The sequence below is a fragment of the Kaistia dalseonensis genome (assembly GCF_030814715.1).
In the GTDB taxonomy this organism is placed as follows: domain Bacteria; phylum Pseudomonadota; class Alphaproteobacteria; order Rhizobiales; family Kaistiaceae; genus Kaistia; species Kaistia dalseonensis.
On the sequence record NZ_JAUSVO010000004.1, the window covers coordinates 353,402 to 367,269 of the forward strand.

Consider the following 13,868-nt stretch of genomic DNA (forward strand, 5'->3'; position numbering starts at 1 on the left):
TCTCTCTGGATACAGTATGGAATCCCAGCGGATGAATGTGTCCGCTACGGCGCCGATTTTGAAGAATCGGCCTGCACAAAGAATAGCCGCGGGCGAAGAAATTATCAGCATACTGATGGAACTGCGTACCGACGCGCGGAATGGCGATCCGCCCATGGTCCAGCCCCGCCCATCGCGGGGCCGGGGAGGGCGAGCGTGCCTGATCAACCTCAGTCGATCCTGGCTGACCGCAACCGCAGCGCATTGCCGATCACGCTGACCGAGGACAGCGCCATGGCGGCGGCGGCGACCACGGGCGAGAGCAGGACGCCGAAGACGGGATAGAGCAGGCCGGCGGCGAGCGGGATGCCGGCCGCGTTGTAGATGAAGGCGAAAAACAGGTTCTGGCGGATGTTCTTCATCGTCGCCTGCGAGAGATGCCGCGCCCGGACGATGCCGGTGAGATCGCCCTTGAGCAGCGTCACGCCGGCGCTTTCCATCGCGACATCCGTGCCCGTGCCCATGGCGATGCCGATATCGGCGGCCGCGAGCGCGGGGGCGTCGTTGACGCCGTCGCCGGCCATGGCGACGACACGGCCTTCGCGGCGGAGCCTTTCCACCACCGCGCTCTTCTGGTCGGGCAGCACATCGGCCTCGACCTGGTCGATGCCGAGCGCGCGTCCGACCGCCTCGGCGGTGATGCGATTGTCGCCCGTCAGCATGACGATGCGGATGCCGTCGCGCTTCAGGCCGGCGATCGCTTCCGGCGTCGTCGCCTTGACCGGATCGGCGATGGCGAGCAACCCCGCGACGGCGCCATCGATCGCCACGAACACGACGGTGGCGCCGTCGGCACGCCGTGCATTGGCCTTCGCCGCCAGCGCGTCGGTCGCAATGCCGGTTTCGCCGAGGAAGGCCGCATTGCCGATCGCAAGCCTGTGCGCCTCGACCGTGCCGGTGACGCCCTTGCCGATGGGCGAGTCGAAATCCCGGGGTTCGGCGAGGTCGAGATGGCGCGCCTCGGCCGCCTCGACGATGGCATCGGCGAGCGGATGCTCGCTCGCCCGCTCCAGGCTCGCGGCGAGGCGCAGGAGATCGTCCTCGCGCCAGTTGCCTGCCGTTTCGATCGCGGTCAGCCGCGGCCGTCCCTCCGTCAGCGTGCCTGTCTTGTCGACGACGAGGGTATCGACCTTTTCCATGCGCTCGAGCGCTTCGGCATTCTTGATCAGCACGCCCGAACGCGCCCCACGGCCGACGCCGACCATGATCGACATCGGCGTGGCGAGGCCGAGCGCGCAGGGGCAGGCGATGATCAGCACGGAAACCGCCGCGATCAGGCCGAAGGCGAGGCGCGGCTCGGGGCCCCAGATCGCCCAGGCGGCAAAGGCGAGCACGGCGATCGCGATCACCAGCGGCACGAACCAGCCGGCGATCTGGTCGGCGAGGCGCTGGATCGGCGCGCGCGAACGCTGCGCCTCCGCCACCATCTGCACGATCCGGGCGAGCATGGTGTCGCCGCCGACCTTTTCCGCGCGCATGACGAAGCCGCCGCTGCGGTTGAGCGTGCCGGAGATGACAGGCGAACCGGGCTCCTTGGTGACGGGCATGGATTCGCCGGTGACGAGGGATTCGTCGACCGAGCAGCGGCCTTCCAGCACGACGCCATCGACCGGGATCTTCTCGCCGGGGCGGACGCGCAGCCGGTCGCCGACCGCGATGAGTTCGAGGGCGACTTCCTCATCCGTGCCATCGTCGCGCAGCCGGCGGGCGCTCTTGGGCGCCAGCGCCAGCAACGCCTTGATCGCGCCGGAGGTCTGGTCGCGGGCGCGCAGTTCCAGCACCTGGCCGAGCAGGACCAGCACGGTGATGACGGCGGCGGCCTCGAAATAGACCCCGACCGCGCCATCCATGGTGCGGAAATCGTCCGGGAAGATCTGGGGAAAGAGTGTCGCCACGACGCTGAAGACATAGGCGACGCCGGTTCCAAGCGCGATCAGCGTGAACATGTTCAGGCTGCGATGCACCAGCGATTGCCAGCCGCGCACGAAGAACGGCCAGCCGGCCCAGAGCACGACGGGCGTGGCCAGCACCAGCTGGACGCCGTTGAGCAGCCCGCCGCTGATCCAGTGGTGCAGGTCGACGACATGCGAGCCCATCTCCAGCACGAAGACGGGAAGGGTGAGCGCGAGGCCGATCCAGAAGCGCCGGCTCATATCGGCGAGCTCGGGATTGGGGCCGCTTTCCGCCGTGACGGTCAGCGGCTCCAGCGCCATGCCGCAGATCGGGCAATGGCCCGGCCCGGGCATGCGGATCTGCGGATGCATCGGGCAGGTATAGATCGTGCCGGCCGGCGCTGGCGTCCCCGGACGGGCGGCATGGCCGCGATGATCATGAGCGGCATGATCATGCATCATGGCGGTGTGGTCAGCGTGGTCGTGGGCCGTGTGCTCGTGGGGCATGTCCTCGTGCGTCATGTGGTCGTGCGGATGGCCGGCATGCGGCGCGCCATCAGCCGCCTTCGGCGCCGCACCCATCCTCCTGCCGTCGTCATCCATGTCCGCCATGAGATCTCGCCGCCTCCATCCACGCTGCTCGCCATAACTTGCGGGCTTCCCAAGCGGGAAGGTCAAGCCCGGTGAGCGGCGAAGGTCGCTCCAATGCGGGGAATGTCATTCCCGGCAAGCGGGCTGGCCGGATATCGGTTTCTCTGTTCGCCGCGCAAGTTGGAATGGCATCGGGCGGCGGACACACTATTTCGGCTAGACTGGGACAACGGGCGTGGGCCGCGGTTCGCGGCGAAGGAGAAAACGAGTGGCGGACAGGAAGCAGTTGAAGCTCGGGGCCTTCATGCGGCCGATCAGCATCCACACCGGCGCATGGCGCTATCCGGGCGCCTGGCCCGATGCCAATTTCAATTTCGGCCATATCAAGCGGCTGGCCCAGACGCTGGAGCGCGGCAAGTTCGACGCCTTCTTCATGGCCGACCACCTCGCCGTGCTGAACATGCCGGTGCAGGCGCTGAAGCGCAGCCACACGGTGACCTCGTTCGAGCCGTTCACGCTGCTCTCCGCGCTTGCCGGCGCCACCGAGCATATCGGCCTCGTTGCCACGGCCTCGACCACCTATGACGCGCCCTATCACATTGCGCGCCGCTTCGCCTCGCTCGATCATATCTCCGGCGGCCGCGCCGGCTGGAACATCGTCACCACGGCCAACCCGGATTCGGCGTTGAACTTCAATCTCGACGAACATGTCGACTATGCCACCCGCTATCGTCGGGCGCGCGAATTCTACGATGTCGTCACCGGGCTCTGGGACAGCTTCGCCGACGACGCCTTCATCCGCGATGTCGAGAGCGGCATCTATTTCGATCCCGAGAAGATGCATGTGCTCGACCATAAGGGCGAGCAGCTCTCCGTGCGCGGCCCGCTCAACATCGCCCGGCCGGTCCAGGGCTGGCCGGTGATCGTGCAGGCCGGCGCCTCCGAGCCCGGCCGCCAGCTCGCGGCCGAGACGGCGGAGGTGGTCTTCGCCGCCTCCCATACGCTCGCCGACGGCAAGAGCTTCTATGCCGATGTGAAGGGGCGCATGGAAAAGCTCGGCCGCGCGCGGGATGAACTGAAGATCCTGCCCGGCGCCTTCGTCGTGGTCGGCGACACGCTGGAAGAGGCGCGGGCGACGCGCGAGCGGCTCGACAGCCTCGTCCATCCCGATAGCGGCCTCGCCTCGCTCTCGATCGCGCTCGGCACCGACGCGACGCATTTCGACCTCGACGCGCCGCTGCCCGATATTCCCGATACCAATGCCAGCAAGACCGGCCGCGCCAACACGATCGCGCTCGCCAAACGCGAAGGCTTGACCGTGCGCCAGCTCGCGCAGCGGCTCGGCGGCTATTCCGGCCTGCAATTCGTCGGCACGCCGCAGACGATCGCCGACGAGATGGAGCAATGGCTGGTCGAGGAAGGCTCGGACGGCTTCAACATCATGTTCCCCTATCTCCCCGGCGGCCTCGACGATTTCGTCGACAAGGTCATCCCGGAACTGCAACGGCGCGGCATCTTCCGCACCGAATATGAGGGCAAGACGCTGCGGGAAAATCTGGGCCTGAAGCGGCCGGCAAACCGGTTCTTTCCGGGGTGAGGCGCAGGCCGGCGCGCCGCCTATTCGTCGAACAGGTCGGCATGCGTGCCGGCGCGGACGAATATGACCGTGCCGGCCCCGCCGGCCTCGTCGAGGCGGTAGATCAGCAGAAAGTCGCCGCCTATATGGCATTCGCGGTGGCTTTCCCATGGCCCCTTGAGCGGGTGGCCGAGCCATTCCGGACCGAGCGGCGCATCATTGGCGATGAGAAGGAGCATGGCCTGCTTCAACCGGTTCATGTCGAACCGGCCGGAACGCGACAGACGCTCCCAATCCTTCAGGAAGGATCTCGTATAGTCAGACGCACGCGGCGGCGCCGCGCGCTTACTGGCCGCCGGCCTTTTCAAGGTCGTCCAGCAATGCGTCGGCCGTCGTGAAGCGTGCGCGCCGCGATTGGATCATCTCATCGGCTTCCGCCATCGCGTCCCGCGTCTCGCTGTTGGGCACCTTCAACTCCAGCGGAAACGCTTGGTCCGCGACGATACGGTGCAGGAGAATGCGCACCGCATCCGACACGGAGAGGCCCATCGCGTCGAGCGCGGCGGCGGCCTTTTCCTTGATCTCGTCGTTCACGCGGACATGCAGCATCGAGCTATGCGTCGCCATTATGCCGGCCTCCTTCGCAGGCACGTTATGTGTATCTCATATGAGATGCAATCAAGATCGATTTGCGCTCGCGCGCGAGATAGACCGCCACGCGGCGGCGCCGTTCCTGTATGATCTTCAACGACTTCGGATCAAGGTGGACATCGATATGGGCAAGCTTGACGGACGGCGGGCGGTTGTAACGGGCGGGGCGAGCGGGATCGGGCGCGGCATCGCCGAACTGTTCGCGCGCGAGGGCGCGGTCGTCGCGATCCTGGACCGCAACGAGGCGCAGGCCGAAGCGGTGGCGGAGGGTATTCGCGCGGCCGGCGGCGCGGCCTCGGCCTTTGCCTGCGACGTCTCGGACGAGAATGCGGTCGCGACCGCCTTCGCGCTGGTGAAGGCCGAGATCGGCGCGGTCGACATTCTCGTCAACAATGCCGGCATCCTGCGCGACGTGCCGTTCGAGGAGCTCTCGATCACCGAATGGGACCGGATGATCGCGACCAATCTGCGCAGCGTGTTCCTCTGCACGCGGCAGGTGATCGGCGGCATGCGGGCGCGAAAATGGGGCCGCATCATCAACACCGCCTCGCAACTCGGCCATAAGGGCTCGCCCATGCTGGTGCATTACGCCTCGGCCAAGGCCGGCGTCATCGGCTTCACCAAATCGCTTGGCCATGAGGTCGCGCGCGACGGCGTCACGGTCAACGCGATCGCGCCGGGCGTGATCGAAACCCCGATGGGCGCTGACATCACGCCGGCGGGCCGGGCGGCCAAGGAGGCGGAACTGCCGATCGGCCGGTTCGGCCGCGTCGATGAAGTGGTCGAAGCCGCCCTCCTGCTCGCCAGCGACGCCGGCTCCTATTTCATCGGCTCGACCGTCAACATGAATGGCGGCGACTACATGATCTGAGCAGGCCTGCAATGTTGCTCGGGCTGCGCCCTGTGGATGGGCTAGAGAAGGCCCACCCGTTCCAGCACCGCCTGTTGCAGCACGCTTCCCTTGTCCGCGATCGTCTCGATCACGGCGAAATGGTGAAGGCCGGCGACCTTGATTGTGGGGCAAATGCCGCCGGCCCCCTCCAGGGCAGCCGCGAAGGCCGCCTGTTGTCGTTTGAATTCGTCGGATTCCGCGCCGCCGACCACCAGCGTCAGCGGCGGCATTGCGTGTTTCACATGATGGATCGGGCTGTTGCGCCTTGCCATGGCCGCGTCGAGGCCGACCGTCTCGTTGAGATAGGAAAGGCGGATCGGCTCGAGGTCATAGAGGCCCGATATGGCGACGCCACCGGCCACGATCTCGGCCGGGAGTTCCGGGTCGAAGGCCGGCCAGTCCGTCGCGGCCGCGATGCCGGTCAGATGGCCGCCGGCGGAGTGGCCGGAAAGAAAGAGGCGGCTGCGATCGCCCGGTATGAGGCCGCCGGCATTCTTCCAGACGAAGGCGACCGCGGCGCGGACCTGGCGCACGATCTCGTCCATGTCGACATGCGGCGTCAGTGCGTAGTTGATCACGACCAGATTGACGCCTTCGTCGACGACGCCTTCGGCCACAAAGCGGAAATCGACCTTGTCCTTCCAGATCCAGTAGCCGCCATGGATGTAGATCAGGATCGGGCCGTTCGGGTCGCTTGACGGAAACACGTCGAGCTTTTCCGTCTCGGATGGGCCATAGGCGATATCGAGCGTGGCCGGGCGGCGCGCGGCGCTCTCGTCGCTGCGGCTGCGCCAGCGATCGAAGATCGCGTAGGAATCGGGCGCGACCAGCCGCTCATATTGCTGGTCGAGGCCCTGCTGATCGTAATCGCGATAGATCGCGCTCATGCCGCGCTCCGTTCCAGGCCGAAGAAGCCATGCGCCTCGTGCCAGTTCATCAGATGGTCGAAGGCCGCGTCGAGATCATGCGTGCCGGTCGGGCCGAATTCCTCGGTGAAGCGCGCGCCGGAGAGGATGCCGCCATCGCTGTCGCCGTAAAGATCGATCGGGCTGCCTTCGCCTTCACCGACCGAGATCGTGAATTGCGGGAAGTGTCCGGCGAGCCGTTCGCACCAGTCGCCGATCGACCAGACATAGGGCGTGCCGAGATTATAGATGCGGTGCTGGTGGGCGGGCGCGAGCAGCAGGGTCGAGAGGGCGGAGGCCGCGTCGCGCGAGAAATGCCAGTTGCTCCTGCCGGGGCGTGGCAATGTCGCCGCCGCGCCGTCAAAGGCGAGCGTATTGGCCTGGAACACCGGGTTCATCGTGTCGCGCAGGCCGGTGCGATACTCCCACGGGCCGAACACGCCGGCGAGCCGTCCCGCGACCCAGTCGAGCCCGGCCGAGGCGCCGAGCTTTTCCAGGATCATCTCGCCCGTCCATTTGGAGAGCGCATAGATGTTGCCGGGATTCTTCGGATAATCCTCGTGCAGCAGTTCGTAATCCGGCGTGCCGCCGCCGAAGATCGCATTGGACGAGACGAAGACGAAGCGTTCGACGCCGTGCTGCGCCGCGGCGCTCGCCACCGCCGTCAGGCCGCCGAGATTGACGCCGACCGTCTGGCTCGCCTGCGTGCGCTCGCGCGCCGCATTGGAGGTGATGGCCGCCGCATGAATGACGCGCGTGACGTTATGCTCCCCCATGATCCGGCGGATGCTGCTTTCCTGGCGGACATCGGCGACGATGCCGATGTAATGGCCGGGGAGGCCGGCAAATTCGAACCGGGCGATGGCGGGGAGATCGCGGTCGGCTATGCCGACCACGTTGCGTCCCTCTGCCAGGAGATGCTCGACGATGTTGAGGCCGACAAACCCGCTCGACCCCGTCACGAGAATGGTCACGACAGTTCTCCGATCGCCTGAAGGGCCGCGTGTCGTGCGGCTACGATATGGGCTGTGCTGAGCCGGGCGGCCTCGACGCCGTCGCCGGCCTTGAGCGCGGCGAGCAGGGCCTTGAGTTCACGCAGGCTTTCCGCGGGTCGTCCGGGCCGCGACATCGAGGTGGAGCGCAGATAGCTGACGCGACTGTGGAGCGAGCCGAGGATCTGCCCGAGCACGACATTGCCGGCGGCGGCGAAGATCTCGTCGTAGAAGCGGCCATTGCTGGCGCGTTGGGCGTTGCGGTCGCCCGATCGGGCCGAGGCCTCGATCGCCACCATGGATTCGTCGAGCGCGCGCATACGCTCCGCCGTCATGCTGGCGGCGCAAAGCTCGCAGGCGCGCGCTTCGAGCAGGATGCGGACCTCGTAGAGATCGAAGATCTCCCGGCTCGACATCGTCGCAACCACGAAGCCGTGACGGCGATTGCTCTCGATCAGCCGCTCGGCCTCCAGTTCGCGGATGACTTCGCGCGCAATGGTGCGGCTGACGCCATACATTTCGCAGATCTGCCGTTCCGTCAGCCTGTCGCCGGGCGCGAGTTCGCCATCATAGATCGCGACGCGCAGCATCTCGCTCGTCTGCTGGCGGACGGAGAGGAGCATGGGCGGCGAGAGCGGTCCCGTCATCAGCGCAATCCGTCCAGTCCCTCGATCTCGCCGGCAGCGAGTCCGCCGAGGCGATGATTGAGACGGCCGCGATTGGCGAAGCAGCAGATGATGGCGACCTCGTCGGGCAGCGGCGCATCGGGAAGCTGCACCGTCATGCCGTCATAATGCGAACGGACATAGAGCGCGTGCTTGTGGGCGAGCGGCACGTCGATCGGCGTTCCCGGCGCGGCGCGCTTGGAGAAGGACGATATCCACGCCGCGCCGCCGCCGATCGCGGCGCGCAGCGCGTCGCCGAAGGGCGTGGTGATCAGCGCGATGCCGTGTTCCTGCTCGCCGGCAAGCCCGATGATCGCGGCCTTGCCATAGCTCTCTATGTCGTAGGGGCCCATCGCCTCGAGCCCGGCCTTGGCCATCGATGCGCCGAGCGCCGCGCTCTCGCGGATGAAGAAATCGAGATTTTCGGCATAGGTGCCGGCATAGGGGTTCTTGATGACGGCGGCGACGGCGACCTTGCGCAGCGGCAGGTCGCTTTCGACGCCCTGTTCCGCAAGGCTGGTCTCGACCAGCACGAACTGGCGGCGGATCGTGAGGGCATTGTGGGAGAAGGGGGCATTCATCGGGCGGCTCCCATTTCGGTTCGCTTTTTGGTTGTCGCGGCCGCGTCGAGCGCCAGCCCTTCATTGATGATCACGCCATAGGCGGACGCCGCATAGGCGCGGGTGCAGAAGCCGTCGAGCACGTCGTCCAGCACGGTTTCGGCCGGCCGCTCGAGCGGATCGCCGAAGCCGCCGCCGCAGGGCGAATAAAAGGCCATGGTATCGCCCGGCTGCATGACGACTCCGGAGATCTTGGCATATTGCGCCGTCGCATCGTCCGGCGTGGCATGGTTGAAGATGTCGACCCGGCCCGGCGCGCCCTCATGGCCGCCGAACAGGCCCCAGGGCGCATCGGTGTGGCGCTCGGCCTCATGCGTCAGCCAGCCGCCCTCGAGCAGGCGCTGCTCCTTGACCACGCCGATGCCGCCCCGGAACTTGCCGGCGCCGCATTCGACATCGTCGCGCAGCTCATAGCGGTCGCAGATCATCGGCAGATGCATGCCGAGATCCTCGATCGGGTTGTTGCGGGTGTTCGCCATCAGATTATCGATCGAATCCGGTCCGTCCGAGCGTGGCCTGCCGCCATAGGCGCCCTCATTGACCTCGATGAAGACCCAGTAGTCATTGTTCGCCTTGCGCAGGCCCGAATAGGCGACGAAGGAGAGCGAGGCCGAGGAGCCGGCGATGACCGAATCCGGCAGGACCGGCGAGAGCGCGCGGATGATGCAGTCGATCATGCGGTTGCACTGGGAGAAACGCGCCGAGGCGGCGGTCGGGAAGATCGGGTTGAAGATCGTGCCCTTCGGCGCCGTCACCTTGATCGGCCGGAACGAACCTTCATTGGCCGGCACCGGAACCGGCGACGTATAGGCATCGAGCAGCAGGCTGCGGAACGCCACATAGCAGGCGACCTTGGTCGAGCCCTCGAACGGTACGTTGAAGGCGGTCGGAACCTGCGGCGAGGAGCCGGTCAGATCGACTTCGGCTGAATCGCCGCGAATGCGGACGCAGACCTTGATCGGGAGGCGCACATTGCGGTTGCGGCCATCATCGTCGAGCCAGCTCTCGGCGTAATAATCGCCGTCCGGGATCTCGGAAATGCGCCGGCGCAGCATCTGCTCGGTATAGTTCATCAGTTCGGCCGAGGCGTTCTCGACCGTATCGGCGCCATAGGTGGCGTAGAGTTCCTGGAACCGCCTTGCGCCGAGTTGGGCCGAGGCGATCTGCGCGCCGAGATCGTCCTGCAATTGCTTGCCGACGCGGCTATTGTTGCGGAGATAGCGCCAGAGTTCCTCGTTGCGCACGCCGGCGTCATAGAGCTTCGCCGCCTTGAACAGCATGCCCTCGCCGAAAATATCCTGGATGTCGACGATCAGGCCCGGCGTCGCCGAGCCGATATCGACATGGTGCGCGGTGTTGGCGGCGAAGCCGACATGTCGGCCTTCATAGAAGACCGGCACCACGACGGCGATATCGGGCGAATGGCTGGCGCCGAAATAGGGGTGGTTGTGGATGACAACGTCGCCCTCGCGCCAGGGCGTCGTCATGGTCTCGTCAATGCCGCGCAGGTAGCCGGGGATCGAGCCGATATGGAGCGGGGTGTTGTCGCTTTCGCAGAGCGTCGCGAAATTGCGGTCGAACAGGCCGGCGCCCAAATCCTCGCTCTCGCGGATGATCGAGGAAAACGACATCCGGTAGAGAACGTAGGCCATCTCCTTGGCGATGGTATGCAGTGCGCCGCCAATGACCTGGAGCGTGACGGGATCGATGGTCATGCCGATGCTCCAAGTTCAAGAGTTTGGGAACAGGCTGGGGTACTCACACTCAGCCCGCCAGACCCCCTCCGCCCGTCATCCCGGGCGAAGCGCAGCGAAGACCCGGGATCCATGCAGCCGTGAGCTTCACCGTCGATCCGCAACCCGGCTGAATGGATCCCCGCTTTCGCGGGGATGACGGAGAGGGTGGGGAGGTGAGGAGCGATAAGTTCGAGGGCGCCAAGCATTCTCAACCCTCCCGCGCGATGATGATGTTCGACGATTTCGTCACGCGGGCGGTGTAGCCGGGCGGGACGAGCGTGGTCGAATTGTGCTGGATGATGATCGCGGGGCCGGGCACGACATGGCCGGCGAAGAGCTTGTCGCGGTCATAGCGGGGCGTGGTGACCGTCTTGCCGTCGTCGAAGGTGGTCGGCCGCGTATAGAGCAGCGCGCCGGAGATATCGGCGGACGCTGCATCGGCCAGTTCCGGCCATTGCAGCGGCGCCACTTCGGCGAAGCCGATGACGCGGAGCGTCACGATCTCGACGATGGCGTCATCGAAGCGATAGCCATAATCGCGCTCATGCACGCCATGGAAGGTCGCGACCACGTCGTCGGCAATCTCGGCCGAGAGCGTGCCGTCCAGCGGGGCGCGGAGTTCGAAACCCTGGCCCTGATAGCGGCATTCGGCGACGCGCTCGAACTGATGCTGCGCGGGATCGATGCCGTCGGCGCTCAGGCGTTCGGCGGCGAGCGCGGTCAGCTCGGCCAGTGTCGCATTGGCGAGGGCGAAATCGCTCGGCGCGGGGCCGTTCAACAGCGTTGGCGTCGAGCGGGTGAACTCATAGGCCATGCGGGTCGCGAGCAGGCCCATCGCCGCCGTGATGCCGGGGGCAGGGGGCACGATCACATCCTTGGCCGAAACGGCCTCGGCGAGCGCCACGCCATGCAGCGGGCCGGCACCGCCGAAGGGCATCAGCGAGAAGCGGCGCGGATCGAAGCCGCGCGCCACCGAATTGGAGCGGATCGCCAGAGCCATGTTGGAATTGACGATGGTGACGATGCCCAGCGCCGCCTGTTCCAGCGTCATGCCGAACGGCGTCGCGATCTTCTCCTGCACGGCTTTTCGCGCCAGCTCAGGATCGATCGACATGTCGCCGCCGAGGAAGCGCTCGGGATCGAGCCGGCCGAGCACGACGTGCGCGTCGGTGACGGTCGGCTCCGTGCCGCCATTGCCATAGCAGGCCGGTCCCGGCGAGGCGCCGGCCGAGCGCGGGCCGACGCGGAACAGCCCGCCATCGTCCCGGAAGGCAATGGAGCCGCCGCCGGCGCCGATCGTATCGAGATCGAGCATCGGCGCGAGCACCGGATGGCTCGCCACCACGGTATCGCGCGGGTTCATGATGCGGATCTGGCCGTCGGCGATAACGCCGATATCGGCCGAGGTGCCGCCAATATCGATGGTGATGACATTGTCGACATCCGACATGGCGCCGGCCCAGCGGCCGCCAATGACGCCGCCGGCGGGTCCCGACATCAGGATCGTCACCGGGCGTTCCGAGCAGGTCGCGACCGTGCCGATGCCGCCATTCGACTGCATGATGCGTAATTCCGCATCCATGCCCTCGCGCTTCAGCCGGCTTTCGAGATTGTTCAGATAACGCGCCGTGCGTGGGCCGACATAGGCGTTCATCGCCGTCGTCGAGAAGCGCTCGAACTCGCGGATGACGTTGGCGACTTCAGACGAGCCCGAGACGAAGGCGTCGGGCATTTCCTCGCGCACGATTTCGAGCGCCGCCTTCTCATGCGCGTCATTCAGGAACGAGAACAGGAAGCAGACGATCACCGCCTCGACGCCGTTCGCCTTCAATTGTCGGGCGCTCGCGCGGACCTCGTCGAGATCGATCGGCGTCTCGACCCTGCCATCCGGCGGCATGATGCGCTCGGTGATGGGCAGCCGGTTGCGGCGCTTCACCAGCGGGTTCGACTGCCACGGCACGTCGAAATGCAGCGAGAAATTATGCGGGCGCTTGTGGCGGGCGATGTGGAGCAGGTCGCGGAAGCCCCTTGTCGTGAGCATGCCGACTTCGGCGCCGTTCTGCTCGATCGTGATGTTGGTCGCGACCGTGGTGCCGTGCACGACCAGATCGACATCGGCCGGATCGACGCCGGCATGGGCGCAGATGGCGAGGATGCCGTTGACGACGCCGATCGACTGGTCCGCCGGGGTCGAAGGGACCTTGTGGACGAAGACGGTGCGGCCATCGGCGCCGGCTGCGCTCTTCTCCAGCACGAGGTCGGTGAAGGTGCCGCCGACATCGACGCCGATCTTGACGCTGGCCATCAGTGCACCGCCGTCGTCGAGAGGGAGGCGGGCGCTCGGTAGACCACTGCCGTCATCCCTGCGAAAGCGGGGATCCATTCAGCCGCGATCAGTCCTCCGCTGAATGGATCCCGGGTCAAGCCCGGGATGACGGAGGGTGTTGCAATGGCGGCGAAAGCCTGGACGGTCATGGCGGGATCAGACATTCGGACCCGCCAATCCATCGAGATAGGCGAGCACGGTTTCGAGCGGCTCGACATCGCCGAACTTCGCGTCGATGTCGAACAGGTTCCATTCGACCGCGCCGGCGATGCGGTCGCCGACGCATTCGCGCACGACGATCGGCCGGAAGCCGGCCCAGAGCGCATCCTCGCAGGAGATACGGACGCAGGAGGAGAGTGTCACGCCGGTCAGGATCACCGTGTCGATGCCGAGGCTGGTGAGATAGCCGGCGAGATCGGTGCCCTCGAAGGCGGAGGCGCGCTTCTTGACGATCAGGCGTTCGTCGGCGCGGCGTTCGAGCCGGTCGTCGATCTCGCAGAGCGGGCTGCCGGCCTTCAGATGTTCGAGCGGGATCTTCCTGCCCCAGAGGCCCGTATCGGCCAAGGGGCCTTCGACGATGTCATAGGCGCAGGTGGTGAAGACGATCGGGATGCCGAGCGCGCGGCCGGCTTCATTCAGCTTCTGCGTCGCCGGAATGATCGTCTCCATGCCGTCGCAGGCAAAGGCGCTGCCCTTCTCGGTCCAGGCCTTGGCGAGATCGACATTGACGATCGCAGGCCGCGACCCGAAGCCGAGCCGCCGCATGAATCCGCGCCCCTTGTAGAACGCCGAATATTCGCGAAACGCGGTCTGGAGCGCCGCCTCGAAATCCTGATCCATCGTCAATCCTCAGTCGAGAATGAGGCGAGGTTCGTATGATTGTATGACAAAGTCAAAGCCCAAATTGACTTAATTTCAGGCTTGGTCATTTATTGCGCTTTGACTGAACAATCCGGCTTGGCCGATGGCGCGCCATCGTCGAT

At 66.1% G+C, this 13,868-nt stretch carries 12 protein-coding genes; 2 read left to right on the plus strand and 10 right to left on the minus strand.

The window, feature by feature from the left end; translation table 11 throughout:
* Positions 1 to 209: 209 nt before the first annotated feature.
* Positions 210 to 2,534 carry a copper-transporting P-type ATPase gene (locus QO014_RS15470; protein WP_370877162.1) on the minus strand — a complete coding sequence of 775 codons (2,325 nt, stop codon included), beginning with the start codon at positions 2,532 to 2,534 and terminating at the stop codon, positions 210 to 212.
* A gap of 292 nt (positions 2,535 to 2,826) precedes the next feature.
* On the opposite strand from QO014_RS15470, the gene QO014_RS15475 reads away from it, so the two are divergent.
* The gene (locus tag QO014_RS15475; RefSeq protein ID WP_370877163.1) at positions 2,827 to 4,119 is read left to right on the plus strand and encodes an LLM class flavin-dependent oxidoreductase; all 1,293 of its coding nucleotides are present in this window, start codon (positions 2,827 to 2,829) and stop codon (positions 4,117 to 4,119) included.
* Between the two features lie 20 nt (positions 4,120 to 4,139).
* Here the strand turns inward: QO014_RS15475 and QO014_RS15480 are convergent, their stop codons facing one another.
* Together QO014_RS15480 and QO014_RS15485 are read right to left on the minus strand one after the other, a co-directional pair.
* Positions 4,140 to 4,466, minus strand: coding sequence for a type II toxin-antitoxin system YafQ family toxin (locus QO014_RS15480; RefSeq protein ID WP_266349617.1), 327 nt, complete (start codon positions 4,464 to 4,466; stop codon positions 4,140 to 4,142).
* Complete coding sequence (locus QO014_RS15485) at positions 4,444 to 4,725, minus strand: type II toxin-antitoxin system RelB/DinJ family antitoxin (RefSeq protein WP_266349618.1); 282 nt, start codon at positions 4,723 to 4,725, stop codon at positions 4,444 to 4,446. Before QO014_RS15485 ends, QO014_RS15480 begins: the two co-directional genes overlap by 23 nt.
* Before the next feature lie 148 nt (positions 4,726 to 4,873).
* Between QO014_RS15485 and QO014_RS15490 the strand changes: the two genes are divergently transcribed.
* Complete coding sequence (locus QO014_RS15490; protein ID WP_266349619.1) at positions 4,874 to 5,620, plus strand: SDR family NAD(P)-dependent oxidoreductase; 747 nt, start codon at positions 4,874 to 4,876, stop codon at positions 5,618 to 5,620.
* Positions 5,621 to 5,661: 41 nt separating this feature from the next.
* Here the strand turns inward: QO014_RS15490 and QO014_RS15495 are convergent, their stop codons facing one another.
* The 7 genes from QO014_RS15495 to QO014_RS15525 form a co-directional block, all read right to left on the minus strand.
* Entirely contained in the window at positions 5,662 to 6,528 is an 867-nt protein-coding gene (locus tag QO014_RS15495; RefSeq protein ID WP_266349620.1) for an alpha/beta hydrolase, read from the minus strand.
* A complete protein-coding gene (locus QO014_RS15500; protein WP_266349621.1) occupies positions 6,525 to 7,520 on the minus strand; it encodes an NAD-dependent epimerase/dehydratase family protein in 996 nt (331 codons plus the stop codon). The genes QO014_RS15495 and QO014_RS15500 overlap by 4 nt, the downstream gene beginning before the upstream one ends.
* A complete protein-coding gene (locus tag QO014_RS15505; RefSeq protein ID WP_266349622.1) occupies positions 7,517 to 8,185 on the minus strand; it encodes a GntR family transcriptional regulator in 669 nt (222 codons plus the stop codon). Before QO014_RS15505 ends, QO014_RS15500 begins: the two co-directional genes overlap by 4 nt.
* A complete protein-coding gene (locus QO014_RS15510; protein WP_266349623.1) occupies positions 8,185 to 8,784 on the minus strand; it encodes an amino acid synthesis family protein in 600 nt (199 codons plus the stop codon). Before QO014_RS15510 ends, QO014_RS15505 begins: the two co-directional genes overlap by 1 nt.
* A complete protein-coding gene (locus tag QO014_RS15515) occupies positions 8,781 to 10,538 on the minus strand; it encodes a hydantoinase B/oxoprolinase family protein (protein WP_266349624.1) in 1,758 nt (585 codons plus the stop codon). Before QO014_RS15515 ends, QO014_RS15510 begins: the two co-directional genes overlap by 4 nt.
* 229 nt (positions 10,539 to 10,767) lie before the next feature.
* Entirely contained in the window at positions 10,768 to 12,864 is a 2,097-nt protein-coding gene (locus tag QO014_RS15520) for a hydantoinase/oxoprolinase family protein (RefSeq protein ID WP_266349625.1), read from the minus strand.
* A gap of 177 nt (positions 12,865 to 13,041) precedes the next feature.
* Positions 13,042 to 13,725 (minus strand): isochorismatase family protein, encoded by a 684-nt coding sequence (locus tag QO014_RS15525; protein ID WP_266349626.1) that lies wholly within the window; start codon positions 13,723 to 13,725, stop codon positions 13,042 to 13,044.
* Positions 13,726 to 13,868: the final 143 nt, after the last annotated feature.

Coding starts and splice junctions, on each gene's coding strand:
- QO014_RS15470 (WP_370877162.1), bottom strand. CDS start 2,534: ATGGATGACGACGGCAGGAGGATGGGTGCGGCGCCGAAGGCGGCTGAT.
- QO014_RS15475 (WP_370877163.1), top strand. CDS start 2,827: ATGCGGCCGATCAGCATCCACACCGGCGCATGGCGCTATCCGGGCGCC.
- QO014_RS15485 (WP_266349618.1), bottom strand. CDS start 4,725: ATGGCGACGCATAGCTCGATGCTGCATGTCCGCGTGAACGACGAGATC.
- QO014_RS15490 (WP_266349619.1), top strand. CDS start 4,874: ATGGGCAAGCTTGACGGACGGCGGGCGGTTGTAACGGGCGGGGCGAGC.
- QO014_RS15495 (WP_266349620.1), bottom strand. CDS start 6,528: ATGAGCGCGATCTATCGCGATTACGATCAGCAGGGCCTCGACCAGCAA.
- QO014_RS15505 (WP_266349622.1), bottom strand. CDS start 8,185: ATGACGGGACCGCTCTCGCCGCCCATGCTCCTCTCCGTCCGCCAGCAG.
- QO014_RS15510 (WP_266349623.1), bottom strand. CDS start 8,784: ATGAATGCCCCCTTCTCCCACAATGCCCTCACGATCCGCCGCCAGTTC.
- QO014_RS15515 (WP_266349624.1), bottom strand. CDS start 10,538: ATGACCATCGATCCCGTCACGCTCCAGGTCATTGGCGGCGCACTGCAT.
- QO014_RS15520 (WP_266349625.1), bottom strand. CDS start 12,864: ATGGCCAGCGTCAAGATCGGCGTCGATGTCGGCGGCACCTTCACCGAC.
- QO014_RS15525 (WP_266349626.1), bottom strand. CDS start 13,725: ATGGATCAGGATTTCGAGGCGGCGCTCCAGACCGCGTTTCGCGAATAT.